The organism is Siphonobacter aquaeclarae (genome assembly GCF_900103285.1).
GTDB classification, from domain to species: domain Bacteria; phylum Bacteroidota; class Bacteroidia; order Cytophagales; family Spirosomataceae; genus Siphonobacter; species Siphonobacter aquaeclarae.
In genome coordinates this window covers 211,829-225,020 of sequence record NZ_FNGS01000008.1, presented here as the reverse complement: position 1 = coordinate 225,020, position 13,192 = coordinate 211,829, and the positions used below count along the sequence as shown (strand labels likewise).

General features: G+C 54.3%; 9 protein-coding genes. 5 read left to right on the top strand and 4 right to left on the bottom strand.

Annotated features, from left to right (window positions below; genetic code table 11):
* The first annotated feature begins 245 nt into the window (after positions 1-245).
* From BLR09_RS20375 to BLR09_RS20365, 3 genes are all read left to right on the top strand, one after another.
* Positions 246-3,710, top strand: coding sequence for a SusC/RagA family TonB-linked outer membrane protein (locus tag BLR09_RS20375; RefSeq protein ID WP_245689971.1), 3,465 nt, complete (start codon positions 246-248; stop codon positions 3,708-3,710).
* Positions 3,711-3,800: 90 nt separating this feature from the next.
* Positions 3,801-5,336, top strand: a complete 1,536-nt coding sequence (locus tag BLR09_RS20370) for a SusD/RagB family nutrient-binding outer membrane lipoprotein (protein WP_093207351.1) — start codon at positions 3,801-3,803, stop codon at positions 5,334-5,336.
* 432 nt (positions 5,337-5,768) lie between these two features.
* Positions 5,769-6,179 carry a hypothetical protein gene (locus tag BLR09_RS20365; RefSeq protein ID WP_143011169.1) on the top strand — a complete coding sequence of 137 codons (411 nt, stop codon included), beginning with the start codon at positions 5,769-5,771 and terminating at the stop codon, positions 6,177-6,179.
* A gap of 383 nt (positions 6,180-6,562) precedes the next feature.
* On the opposite strand, the gene BLR09_RS20360 is transcribed toward BLR09_RS20365, so the two are convergent.
* Genes BLR09_RS20360 through BLR09_RS20350 form a run of 3 tightly spaced genes read right to left on the bottom strand, consistent with a single transcriptional unit; the run spans position 6,563 to position 8,901 of the window.
* Positions 6,563-7,210, bottom strand: a complete 648-nt coding sequence (locus BLR09_RS20360) for a LysM peptidoglycan-binding domain-containing protein (RefSeq protein ID WP_093207345.1) — start codon at positions 7,208-7,210, stop codon at positions 6,563-6,565.
* A 40-nt stretch (positions 7,211-7,250) separates the two neighbouring features.
* Complete coding sequence (purE, locus tag BLR09_RS20355) at positions 7,251-7,745, bottom strand: 5-(carboxyamino)imidazole ribonucleotide mutase (protein WP_093207342.1); 495 nt, start codon at positions 7,743-7,745, stop codon at positions 7,251-7,253.
* Positions 7,746-7,767: 22 nt separating this feature from the next.
* Entirely contained in the window at positions 7,768-8,901 is a 1,134-nt protein-coding gene (locus BLR09_RS20350; RefSeq protein WP_093207340.1) for a 5-(carboxyamino)imidazole ribonucleotide synthase, read from the bottom strand.
* Positions 8,902-9,015: 114 nt separating this feature from the next.
* Between BLR09_RS20350 and BLR09_RS25910 the strand changes: the two genes are divergently transcribed.
* On the top strand, positions 9,016-9,372 hold the full coding sequence (locus tag BLR09_RS25910; RefSeq protein WP_317039240.1) for a hypothetical protein: 357 nt from the start codon (positions 9,016-9,018) through the stop codon (positions 9,370-9,372).
* 27 nt (positions 9,373-9,399) lie between these two features.
* On the opposite strand, the gene BLR09_RS20340 is transcribed toward BLR09_RS25910, so the two are convergent.
* A complete protein-coding gene (locus BLR09_RS20340; protein ID WP_093207338.1) occupies positions 9,400-9,729 on the bottom strand; it encodes a DUF3467 domain-containing protein in 330 nt (109 codons plus the stop codon).
* Positions 9,730-10,007: 278 nt separating this feature from the next.
* Here BLR09_RS20340 and gcvP point away from each other — a divergent pair, with 278 nt between their 5' ends.
* Positions 10,008-12,893, top strand: a complete 2,886-nt coding sequence (gcvP, locus tag BLR09_RS20335) for an aminomethyl-transferring glycine dehydrogenase (protein ID WP_093207335.1) — start codon at positions 10,008-10,010, stop codon at positions 12,891-12,893.
* The last annotated feature ends 299 nt before the right edge of the window (positions 12,894-13,192 follow it).

The following is a 13,192-nucleotide window of genomic DNA, read 5'->3' as shown; positions in this document are numbered from 1 at the left end:
CGACCCCTTCTCTTTATCAGGGAAGGGGATTCGCGGCCATCCAGCCTCTGTTCACTGATTACCAGCCTTATCAGTACGCGTAGCGCCTTTTTACTGCTGCTTTTTATGAACAAAACCTAAAAAAGAAAGCCGATAATGTGCCACCATTATCGACTTCCGTATCCCTGAGAAAACGCTTCATCCGTTTGCCGCGGATGCAGGGTGGATTCTGCGCTCGATTCTCACCGACAAAACCCCTCTAATGTATGAAAAAACCACTATTTCTGGTTGGCTGGAAAATCATGAAGTTGGCACTCATTCCCTTTATGGTGAGCCTTGCTTTCGCAACAGTCTCTTTTGCGACCGACGGCAAGGCTCAGGACGTACTGGACCGCAAGGTAACCCTGCGGGCCGACCGCGATGATTTCGGCGCGGTACTCTCCATGCTGGAGAAATCGGCCGACGTCAAGTTTTCGTACAGTCCGCAGCTGGTAGGCGTTCGCCGGAAAGTTTCTATTTCGGCAGTCGACGAAAAGCTCAACGCTGTCCTGGAAAAACTGCTTTCTCCCCTCCGTCTGGAGTATGAGGTGGTTGGAAATCAGATTATTCTCAAACGAAAAACGGTTTCACAGATCGAGCCGGTCAGCTCCCTGCCGGAAGCCAGTCTGGTCTCGGTTCCGCAGGTGGTCATCACCGGGAAAATTTCGGATGAAAACGGCCTGCCGGTTCCGGGCGTTTCCGTCCGGATGAAAGACAATCCGGGCATCGGTACTACTTCCAACGCCGAAGGCCGCTACTCGCTCAATGTACCGGATAATACGACGGGCATACTGGTATTTTCCTCCGTCGGGTATTTTCCGGAGGAAGTACCCCTTCAGAACCGGAACGTCATCGACATAACGCTGCGCGCCGCCACGACGGCACTGACCGAGGTAGTCGTTACTGCACTGGGTATCAAGAAAGAATCGAAGAAACTGGGATACTCGACATCTACTGTCAATACGGATCAGATCACGAATAACCGGACGGTCAACCTCGGAAACAGTTTGCAGGGAAAAGTAGCCGGTGTCAACGTCACTGCGCCCGCAGGCGGGCCCGGTGGTACGTCGAAGATCCGGATACGGGGTCAGTCGTCGTTCAAGGGCGACAACTCGCCGCTTATTATCGTCAACGGTGTTCCGATCAACAATACGAATTTTTCGAGCCGGCAGGGTGATACCGACGGCACTACCAACCGCTCCGGATCGGCAGCGGACGGTGGAGACGGCCTTCAGAGTATCAACCAGGACGATATTGAGAGTATCACCGTCCTGAAAGGATCTACCGCTGCCGCACTTTACGGGTTCCGGGCCAAAGACGGGGCTGTTGTCATCACCACCAAAACCGGGCAACGCGGTACAGGTATCGGGGTGGAGTTTAACTCCAACTTCCTGGCCGACCGGGCGCTCGACTACACAGATTTTCAGTATTTGTACGGACAGGGAGAGTATGGCAAACGCCCGCAGACTGTAGGTGATGCGCAAAGCTCCGGGGTATTCAGTTTCGGGGAAAAGCTCGACGGCCAGCCGACCTATCAGTTCGACGGCGTACAACGGCCCTACGTAGCCGAGAAAAACCGCATCCGCGACTTTTACCGCACCGGTATTTCCTGGAATAACTCCATCGCTCTTTCCGGAGGAAATGAAAAAGGCGGTTTCCGGCTGTCGTTTTCGAACATGGATGCCATGTCTATCGTCCCGAACTCCGACTACCACAAACAGATTCTCAACCTCGGGCTGAACTACAATTTCACGCCGAAACTATCGGCGCAGCTCAACGCCAACTATTCCAACGAATACAACCATAACCCACCGCAAATCGGGCTTCAGGACCTCAACGCGAACACGACTGTGTACACGACAGCCACGTCTGTCGCCATGAAAACCCTGAAAGACGGCCGGTACGACGAAAACGGATACGAGCGCGCTACTTCCCGTTTCACCAACCGGAATAACCCCTACTGGGTGGCATATGATCGCTTTGAGCATGCGCGCCGGGACCGGATTTTCGGCAATGCGTCGCTGCGGTACCAACTGGCCGACTGGCTGTATGTCCAGGGGCGGATCGGGCAGGACTACTTCACCCGGCCGTATGACTTCAACAGACCGACGGGTACCCGCTCGGTAGCAGCAGCGGCAACGGGTTTCAACGGGTACTTCTATCAGGAAACACTCACATTCCGCGAGCGAAATCTTGATTTCCTTGTCGGCGCGAATCACAAGATGGGCAACTTCGGGGTGGACGTAATTCTGGGCGGTAACTCCCTCCAGCAGATCTACACGAATACCAGTGCCTCAGCGACCAACTTCTATATCCGCGGCCTGTATACCATCATGAACGGGCAGAACAAGGACCCGCAGTACGCCTATTCGAAGAAGCGGGTGAATTCTGTTTACGGCGTTGCGGAGTTTTCCTACAAGAACTTCGCCTTCCTGAACGTAACGGCCCGAAACGACTGGTTTTCAACCCTCAACCCGCAATCCAACAGTTACCTGTACCCGTCGGTGAGCGGTAGCTTCGTCCTCAGCGACGCTCTCAAAAGCCGCCCCAACTGGATGAATTACACCAAGATACGGGCAGCATATGCGGAAGTCGGCGGAGATACCGATCCCTATCAGAACAACCTCTTTTACAACCTGAACGCAAACCCGCTGCAGGGGCAGGCGCTTGGCTACATCACGAGCGACGTCAGCCCGAACCCCAACCTGCGCCCGCTGAAGGTGAAAGAAGCTGAACTCGGTCTGGAATTCAAAACCCTGAACAACCGGATCAGCCTCGACCTCGCATTCTACAACAAGAAGACCGTTGACGAAATTCTCAACGTGGATATCTCCACCGCTTCCGGTTATAACAAGGCCAAAGTCAACGTAGGGCAACTGCGGAACAAGGGGATCGAAGCTCTGCTGACAGTAGTACCGGTGAAAAACCAGAAGTTTACCTGGGAATCGTCCCTCAACTTCACCTACAACCAGAGCGAAGTACTGGCGCTGGCCGACGGCCAGGCCCGGCTGAAAGTAGGTCAGGGTGATTTTTTCGGGGAAGTATGGCACGAAGTCGGCATGCCGATGGCCTCTCTCCGCGGCATTGCCTACAAGCGCGACGCCCAGGGCCGCATCATTACCTCCGGCGGCACACCGGTACAGGGGAATGTTCAGACCTTCGGCAGTGCGATTCCGAAATATACCGGCGGCTGGATCAATACCTTCACAATCAAAGGGTTCCGGATTTTTACGCAGGTGGATTTCAAGGGCGGACATAAGATCATCTCCAACTCCAACCTGAACTTTCTCCGCCACGGACTTTCGAAAGAATCGCTCGTGGGCCGGGAAGGGGGCGTTCTGTTCGACGGCGTCAACGCCGATGGCAGCGCCAATACCACCCGTGTCGAGGCCGAGCTTTTCTACTCCAGCTACCGTAGCACCAACAACGCCGAGCGCTTCATTTACGACGCGAGTTTCATTCGCTGGAGAGCCTTGTCGGTCAGCTACGACCTCTCCCGGTTTGTCAACAAAGGCTTCGTGAAAAACCTGACGATTTCGGCGCTTTGCAACAACGTGTTGCTGATCAAAAAACACCTGGACAACCTGGATCCGGAAGCCGTCAACGGTGCCTCGGATAACATCCAGGGCATCGAGACGCACACGCTCCCGACAACGCGCAGCTACGGTGTAAACGTGAACCTGAAATTCTAAAGAGTTGAGGGTTTCGGGTTTAGTGTTTAGAGTTCAGCACTCCAACCCTAAACACTAAACCTCAAACCCTAAACTCAAAACGCCTCAAACATGAAAAAAACGCTGGCATTTGTTCTCCTCGCCGCCCTGCTCAGCAGTTGCGACAAAGACTTCGAACAAATCAATAAAAACCCGGTTCAGTCGACGAGCATCGACCCGGTATATCTCTTTTCCAACGCCCAGCTTAACACCACGCTGACAGCACAAACGGTTCATTATGAGTCGTCTATCGTTCAGCAGGCAATTACGCCATTTGGCGGCGTCAACGCAGGGGCGAACTTCAACATCGACTACCGGGACAACACGCGCATCAACTGGTTTACGTTCTACAGCGGAACCAATAACGGAAACAACGGACCGATCAAACTACTGGCCGATGTACTGAACCAGACCAAGTCCGACGCCAACCGTTCCAACCTCTATCACATGGCCCGGATCTGGAAGGCATATGTGTTTATGGTTTTGGTGGATAGCTATGGAGACGTCCCGTACTTCCAGGCAGGCCAGGCGTATTTGCAGGGGACGAAACTACCGAAATACGATCCCCAGGCAGATATCTACACCGATCTGGCCAAAGAGCTCGATGAAGCGACCGCGGCACTCGACGCCACCAAGAAAATCGAAGCCGGTGATCTTTTCTATCAGGGAAATGTCGCAAAATGGAAACGCCTGGGCTACTCCCTCCTGCTCCGCCTGGGTATGCGCTACTCCAAACTCGACGCGGCCAAGGCCCAGAGTCTGGTTCAGAAGGCGTTTCAGGGCGGGGTGTTTCAATCGAACGACGACAACGTCAAAATCCTCTATACCAGTATTTACACGAGTCCGCTCGGCAACCTCTGGAACAATACCGAAAAGGCCAATTTTTACCTTGGCGCCCCGTTTGTTGCTTATCTCAAAACCAACAACGACCCCCGGTTGAAGGTGATTTCGGTGAAGTACGGCGAACCTTCCAAAAATCCGGAGCAGACGACGGTCAATACCACGCCCGCCGACCAGATCGGGATGCCTTATGGCTATGACGATGGCTCGCTCGCCACGGCGCCCAACTTCCCCGGGAAAATCGGCTCCGGCGGCTGGGCCTATTCGCAGATCAACCGGCGGACAGTCGGGAAGGTAGACGGTCCCCTCCACTTCATTACCTATGCGCAAACGCAGCTTCTTTTGGCCGAAGCCGCTCAGCGGGGCTGGATTCAGGGTGCGGCGGCCGATTTTTTTAAAGCCGGTATCGCCGGACATATGAACCAATTGAAAGAATACGATGCGGCAGCGACTATCGCACAGGCTGATATCGACGCCTACCTCACCGCACATCCGCTTGCAGCCGCTACAGCGCTGGAACAGATCAATACGCAATACTGGGTGGCTTCCTTCCTCAACGGGCCGGAAGCATTTGCCAACTGGCGACGCAGCGGCTTCCCGACCCTGGCGCCGAATAAGTACCCGGGCCGGACCATCAAGGGAGATTTTATCCGGCGCCTCACTTATCCGCAGCTGGAGCAGTCGGTCAATGCAGATAACTACAATGCGGCCGTTGCCCGTCAGGGTGCGGACGACCTCGATACCCGTGTTTTCTGGGACAAACCCTGAAAAGTACAATACCTTTTTTTCCGGAAGGCCGCGCCGTTCAGGCGTGGCCTTTCCTGTTTATTCTGCCGGATTTCCAGGAACAAAATCGGCTGATGCTATTCTTACGCAAAACAGAATAATATTCTGTTTTGCGTAATTCACCCAAGCTGCAATCTAATTGTACTATTCTAGTAAAAAATAGATGAAAAGACTATTTTGTTCTATTAACAAATTGATAATCAAATTTTTATCCTTTTTAACTCAGATTCAGACTGGAGTCATTTTATCTTTGCAGCGGAATAAGGCGGAAGGAGCCCGGGCCATTTTCGACCACTCATCCAAATATTATTCCGTTTAACGCAAATCAAAACAGTACTCAAACAGCACCTGTTACTTTTGAACTGTCTTCCGGAGAGGCCGCCTGCGGGGACAACTAAAAAAGCCATGACAATCATGAAATCCATCATCCGTTCCTTTGCCCTCGTTCTCGCCCTTGGCGCTTCTGTACTGACGGCCTCTGCCGCACACGATCCTGAAACCGGTAAGGCAGCCGGAGACTTCCAGTCGAACGTATTCAAGTCGAAAAACGCTACCAAGTTTTATTGCTTTGTGGACAAGGTGGTTGGCAAGAGCCTCACCATCACCCTGCGTGACGAAAACAACCGCATCCTGAACGAGCAGTTTGTCTCGAAGAATGCGACGCACGTAGCCCAGCTGATCGACCTGAGCCAGCTCGAAGACGGCAACTACTCGCTTTCGATTTCAGACGCCAACAAAATGGTGGTTCACCCGGTCCGCATCGCGACCGCGTCGGCAGTCAAATACATTTACGTGTCTGAGGACGCTGCTCCGGCAACGAAGTAAGCAAGCCTTTGGCCGCAGGAAAGTGAGTCCGGAAACGGGCTCACTTTTTTTGTGGCCGGGGCAGAGGGCGTGGGGCTTGAGGTAGTAAGCAGAGAGGAAACGGGCGGAATGTGTCAGGAAAGCGCAATTCCCGAAAACGGGTGCAGAAAAAGCTTCCGGTATAAAAACAAAAAAACCCGGCGGAACCCACCGAGTCTTTCCCGTAAAAGCCATGAAAACAATAAATGATGTTCAAACATAGGAAAATTCTTTCAATATTCAAAACCTTGGATTCCGCTATTTTCAAAATTTTTATAAATCTATCGGCGGTTTGACCCACAAAAAATGCGGCCTTACCCCTGTAAAGCCGCATCTGGTCGAAATAGTATGGGGGACCCCGTTTTTTACTTTTTCGGATAGGGAATGATCAGTTTTTCGCCCCGCTCGGCATAGTTTTTCGTCTTCCCGTTGGCCTTCATGATGGCCTCTACCGTCACACCGTACTTCTGTGCAACGACCCGCAGAATGTCTCCCTGCCCTACCGTATGCACGGCGTATACCGGAATTTTGAGGTTACTGCCTGAGCTGATTTTGGTGGGATCGACGCCGGGATTCGCCTCCTTCAGTCGGGACTCGGACATGCCATATTTGGAGGCAATGCTGTAGAACGTCTGGCCCTGCTGCACCTTGTGGGATACGGAGCCGCCGCTGACGGAAACAGAAGTCTTTTTCTCTTCTTTCTTTTCCTCCTTCTTCGGTTCCTTCCGTTTTGCGGACGTATCGGCAGCAGCGGTTGTACCGTCGGGCTTTGCCTCGTTGTTACCGCCGATGACTTCCGGCTCGACAGGCGCCGGTGTCGGCACGTCGTTCGATTGCGTAGATTCCGTGTCGGTCACGGCCGAGGTTTCCACCCGTTGCGGCGTGAGGGTCACGGCGTCGTCATCCATGAAGTAGGAATAGCCTATGTACAGCAGCGCCAGCACCACGATCACCAGCACACCGAGTGTGATGACCGGGAGACTGGATCCGCCCTTATTACGCTGATCTTCCATATACAGACTGTTGGTTTTGGTTGACGTGTCGGATAGCCGGTCAGACCGGAGGCAGGCCGGCTTTCGCCTGGAGGCTCATCTCTTCCACCTTCGCTTCCAGCGCGATTTTGTATGCCTGCAATTTATCGGCGATTTCCTTATTTCCAACGCCGATGATCTGAATCGCCAGCAAACCGGCATTTTTTGCTCCGTTCAGTGCTACCGTCGCCACAGGTACCCCGCCCGGCATCTGGAGAATGGAGAGGACGGAATCCCATCCGTCAATAGAGTTGGACGATTTCACCGGTACGCCGATAACGGGCAGCGTGGTGACGCTGGCCACCATACCGGGCAGGTGCGCGGCGCCGCCCGCGCCGGCTACGATGACCTGCACACCGCGTTCCCGTGCGGTACGGGCGTACTCGATCATTTTGAGCGGCGTACGGTGCGCCGAGACGATATCGATTTCATACGGGACGCCGAATTCGTTGCAGGCGTCCACCGCCTCCTGCATCACCTTCAGATCGGAGATGCTTCCCATGATAATTCCTACCATTGCGTATTGAATTGGTTATCGGTCAGGCGATGATTCTGACCGTATCTTTCAGAGTCTGTACTTTCCGGCGCAGGCTGTCCGCGTCCTTGTCAATGAGGGTAACGTGCCCCATTTTCCGGAATGGCTTTGTCGTCGCCTTGCCGTAGAGGAAAGGATGCACGCCGGGCGTTGCCAGCAGTGCTTCCATGCCTTCGTAGCGGGCCGGCCCTTCAAACCCTTCCGCTCCGAGGAGGTTGATCATCGCGGCATAGCAATGCGCGCTGGTGTCTCCCAGGGGCCAGTTGAGGATAGCCCGGAGGTGTTGTTCAAACTGGCTGACGTCGTTCGCTCTCAGCGTATGGTGGCCGGAATTATGCGGCCGGGGAGCTACTTCGTTGATAAGGATCTCTCCGTCTGCCGTCAGGAACATTTCCACCGCGAGGAGTCCGACCAGTCCGAAGGCCTCTGCTGCGCGACCGGCCACTTCCCGGGCTTTCCGGTCGGTTTCCGGGGAAATATCCGCGGGAGCAAAAAGGTATTCGACCAGGTTGGCCTCCGGATGGAAGACCATTTCAACGGTCGGGAAAGCTTTTACTTCGCCGCTTTCATTCCGGGCGACGATCACGGCCAGTTCTTTCTCAAAGGAAACGGCCTTTTCGAGCAGGCCCGGCGCGTCAAATGCCTTGTCAAAGTCAGCTGGCGTGACAATACGCTGCACGCCCTTGCCGTCGTAGCCGCCTTTTCCCAGTTTGTTGAATGCAGGAAGGAAACCGGCATACTTCCGGGCATCTTCCCGGTTATCTACCAGAATAAAATCGGACGTAGGCAGGCCGTGATCCCTGTAAAACTGCTTCTGAACCCGCTTGTCCTGGATAATCTCGACGATTTCCGGCTGGGGAAATACCTTCACCCCTTCACGCTGGAGTTGTTTGAGGGCATCGAGGTTCACGGCCTCGATCTCGATGGTCAGTACGTCGAGGTCTTTCCCGAACTGATAAACAGTGTCATAATCCTGAAAAGAACCTACAACAAATTCCGGGGCGATTGCAGCGCAGGAGGCTGTGGGATCAGGATCCAGTACCCTGATCTGCAGGTCGAAATCAACGGCTGCCTGGAGCAGCATGCGGCCGAGCTGGCCTCCGCCCAAAATTCCGAGGCGGACAGAAGGAGTAAACATGCTGCAAAGATAGAGTGAATGGGCGGAGACTGCTAATACGGGGCAGCAAGTTTGCCGCGGCTCTTCCGGTCAAACGCAGGATATCCCGTCAAATTGCCGTATGTTCGGCGCAGGATGAAACCCTATCGTTTTCTGAAGCATACGGGCTGGCCGCTGACCTTTTACTGGCCGGGATTACGGGTAAACGGCATTACGCTATGGCCGTTTATCGTCGTTTCCGTACCCCGCCCGGCGCCCGGATTGATGAATCACGAGCGTATTCATCTCCGGCAGCAGCTCGAGCTGCTGGTGCTGCCTTTCTACGTCTGGTACGTGGGAGAATATATCTGGCACCGGTTCCGGGGCAAAGCGCCCTATGATGCCTACCATGCCATCAGTTTTGAGCGGGAAGCGTATACACAGGAGGAAGACCTGAAGTACCTGCCGGAGCGCCCGCTGTGGGCCTTTCTGGCCTATTTCCGGCAAAAATAAAGCCCTTCCGGAGGGAAGGGCCAGGAATCAGGCTTCGCCGATAGGACCGTTGTAGTTGGTCGGAAACTGGAAGCCGGAGGGGCCTCCGCCTTCGTTGATCGGGCCGTAGTTTTCTTCGTACTTGGCAATATTATCCTGAAGGGCATTCATCAGCCGGAGCGCGTGATCCGGGGTAATGATTACCCTGGACTTTACTTTCGCTTTCGGCACGTTGGGCATCAGGCGAACAAAATCAATGACGAATTCACTTTGGGAATGCGAGATGATGGCCAGGTTGGAATACGTACCTTCCGCCATTTCCTCAGACAGTTCGATTTCAATCTGATCGCCCTGATCTGCCGCTTGTTGTTTTGCCATAGTTGTCGGGGTAATACGGGAGATTGCGCTCCCAGGTCCAAAAATCGCTCTGTTTCTCCGGTCAAATCTAGTCAGTAAACCCAATTCTGATTGTCCGCACAGGAAGAAATTGAATCTTCCCGTCGGACACAGATCGCCGGATAATGTCAAAATCCGGGCACTAATTTGCCCCGGAAGTGATTCTTCTCACACAAAGGCCCATTTGGAAAAATCCCAGTTTCTGTACCAGCCTTTTTGCGTACCTTTGAGGTCTCTTTTCCATCAACATCATTGCTCGAATGAAGATTTCTCTTCGCTTCCAGGAACTTTTTGAAAATCGCCACAACAACTCGGATGAGGCTGACCGTTCGGCCATGCTGGCTGAAATTGGCGTAGGGTCGATTGAAGAACTCATTTCCCAGACCGTACCGGCCGCGATCCGGCGTCCGGCGCCGCTGAACCTGCCGCCGGCACTTTCGGAGGCGCAGTTTTTGGACGATTTCAAGAAACTGGCAAGCCGCAATACCCTTTTCAAGAGCTATATCGGGACGGGTTATTACGACACCCACACTCCCACCGTCATTCTCCGGAATATCCTCGAAAATCCCGCCTGGTATACCGCCTATACGCCTTACCAGGCTGAAATTTCACAGGGACGCCTCGAAATGCTGCTCAACTTCCAGACCCTGATCATGGAACTGACCGGCATGGAGATTGCCAACGCTTCTCTTCTGGATGAAGCGACTGCCGCCGCAGAAGCGCTCCACCTTTTCTATGCTCTGAAAAAGGGCGCCAAGGCCAAAGCGGATACATTCTTTGTTTCAGATCGCTGCCACCCGCAGACGATCGACCTGCTGCAAACCCGTGCTACGCCGATCGGTGTGAAAGTCCTCGTCGGCGATCACCGCACTGTGGACCTGACCAACGAAGCTATTTTCGGAGCCCTCCTCCAGTACCCGGCTACTGACGGTGCCGTTTTCGACTATACTTCCTGGATCGCCGCTGCGCACGAACTGGATATCAAGGTAGTCGTTGCCGCAGACCTGCTGGCCCTCACCCTGCTTACCCCTCCGGGTGAAATGGGCGCCGATGCGGTTGTCGGATCTGCCCAGCGCTTTGGCGTACCGATGGGCTTCGGCGGTCCTCACGCCGGTTATTTCGGAACAAAAGATGAATTTAAGCGCCAGATGCCCGGCCGGATTATCGGCGTATCGGTTGATACGGAAGGTAACCGCGCCCTGCGCATGGCCCTGCAAACCCGGGAGCAGCACATCCGTCGTGAAAAAGCTACTTCCAATATCTGTACGGCTCAGGTACTCCTGTCGGTCATGGCGGCTGCCTATGCGGTTTACCACGGTCCGGAAGGCCTCCGTAAAATCGCCGAGCGTACGCATGCGCTTACGCAGCTGACGGCGCTGTCTCTCAAGGAACTGGGTTATGAAGTGCTCACCGAAGCTTTCTTCGATACGATCCGCGTTCGTGTTTCCGATAGTCAGGCCGTCCGCACAGCTACGGAAGCGGCCGGTCTCAACCTCCGGTATTTCGGGGATGATACAGTCGGTATTTCGTTCGACGAAGTCAAGACCTATGAAGACGCCGTTGCCCTGATCGGTATTTTCAGCCAGCTGGCCGGAAAAACCGTCAACCTGGACGAAATCGAAAACGCCCTTTCCTGGGAATTTGACGAAGTACTGACGCGTTCGTCGGCCTACCTGACGCACCCCGTTTTCAATACGCACCACTCGGAGCACGAAATGCTTCGTTACCTCAAGTCTCTCGAAAACAAGGACTTGTCTCTCGTACACTCGATGATCTCGCTGGGTTCCTGCACGATGAAACTCAACGCGACTACCGAGATGATCCCCGTCACCTGGCCGGAATTCGGCAAGCTGCACCCCTTTGTCCCAAAGGAACAGGCAGCCGGGTATTACGAGCTGTTCAAAAACCTGAACGACTGGCTGTGTGAAATCACCGGTTTCGCGGCGATGTCGCTTCAGCCGAACTCGGGCGCCCAGGGCGAATACGCCGGTCTGATGGTGATCCGGGCTTACCATGAGTCGCGTGGCAACGGTCACCGGAATATCGCGCTGATTCCGGCTTCGGCGCACGGTACCAACCCGGCGTCGGCAGTGATGGCAGGGATGAAGGTAGTAGTAACGAAGACTGACGAGAACGGCAACATCGACCTCGCCGACCTCAAGGCCAAAGCCGAGCAGTACAGCGAGAACCTGTCGTGTCTGATGGTGACGTATCCGTCGACGCACGGGGTATTCGAAGAATCCATCATCGATATCTGTAACCTGATTCATGCCCACGGCGGTCAGGTATACATGGACGGCGCTAATATGAACGCCCAGGTAGGCCTGACCTCTCCCGGTACCATCGGAGCGGATGTCTGCCACCTGAACCTCCACAAGACGTTCTGTATTCCTCACGGCGGCGGCGGTCCCGGTATGGGCCCCATCGGCGTAGCGGCGCACCTGGCGCCGTTCCTGCCCGGCCACGCTGTGGTAGACGGTGTGGGAGGTGCGCAGGCTATTTCGGCCGTTTCGGCGGCTCCGTTCGGTTCGGCAAGCATCCTGACGATCTCCTACGCGTACATCGCCATGATGGGTGGAGAAGGTTTGACACATGCTACTGAAACGGCGATCCTGAATGCCAACTACATCAAGGCCCGTCTGGAAGCACACTTTCCGGTACTGTATGTTGGTTCACAGGGACGTTGCGCACACGAAATGATCCTCGACTGCCGTCCGTTCAAGCAAACAGCCGGCGTGGAAGCGGAAGACCTTGCCAAGCGCCTGATGGACTACGGTTTCCATGCGCCGACGCTCTCGTTTCCGGTGGCCGGTACCCTGATGGTGGAACCGACGGAATCGGAATCGAAAGCCGAACTCGACCGTTTCTGCGACGCGATGATCGGTATCCGGAACGAAATCCGTGAAATTGAAGAAGGACAGGCTGACAAATCGGTTAACGTCCTGAAAATGGCGCCGCATACCCAGAACGTGGTACTTACCGGCGAATGGACCCGGCCGTACTCGCGTGAGAAGGCCGTCTTCCCGCTGCCGTATGTGAAGGCTGCGAAATTCTGGCCGACGGTCAGCCGGATTGATTCGGCATATGGCGACCGGAACCTGGTTTGTGCTTGTATCCCGGTAGAAGATTACGCTACGGCGGAGTAAGCTCTGATAGTTGATTTTGGCGGCGGTCTCTTAGGTGAAGAGACCGCCGCTTTTTTTCTGTGAAGTCTGTGTAGTCTGTGAGAAAAAAATAATGCTCACAGACTACACAGACTTCACAGAAAAAAGCTGACTTAGATTGAGACGGCAGCGCCTGCCACGCACAATAAGCAACCGGATGCGCCGACGCCGCGGTGTACCGCTTATTGCTTACTACTTAAAGCCCCCACGAGTATTTCCACCCCTCTTTCCCGTCATTATATAAAATTCAAGATTTTTTTGAATTAAGCTAAGGGTATTTC

Coding starts and splice junctions, on each gene's coding strand:
- BLR09_RS20350 (WP_093207340.1), bottom strand. CDS start 8,901: ATGTTTACTCCTTCTGTCCGCCTCGGAATTTTGGGCGGAGGCCAGCTC.
- BLR09_RS20365 (WP_143011169.1), top strand. CDS start 5,769: ATGAAATCCATCATCCGTTCCTTTGCCCTCGTTCTCGCCCTTGGCGCT.
- BLR09_RS20360 (WP_093207345.1), bottom strand. CDS start 7,210: ATGGAAGATCAGCGTAATAAGGGCGGATCCAGTCTCCCGGTCATCACA.
- BLR09_RS20370 (WP_093207351.1), top strand. CDS start 3,801: ATGAAAAAAACGCTGGCATTTGTTCTCCTCGCCGCCCTGCTCAGCAGT.
- gcvP (WP_093207335.1), top strand. CDS start 10,008: ATGAAGATTTCTCTTCGCTTCCAGGAACTTTTTGAAAATCGCCACAAC.
- purE (WP_093207342.1), bottom strand. CDS start 7,745: ATGGTAGGAATTATCATGGGAAGCATCTCCGATCTGAAGGTGATGCAG.
- BLR09_RS25910 (WP_317039240.1), top strand. CDS start 9,016: ATGAAACCCTATCGTTTTCTGAAGCATACGGGCTGGCCGCTGACCTTT.
- BLR09_RS20340 (WP_093207338.1), bottom strand. CDS start 9,729: ATGGCAAAACAACAAGCGGCAGATCAGGGCGATCAGATTGAAATCGAA.
- BLR09_RS20375 (WP_245689971.1), top strand. CDS start 246: ATGAAAAAACCACTATTTCTGGTTGGCTGGAAAATCATGAAGTTGGCA.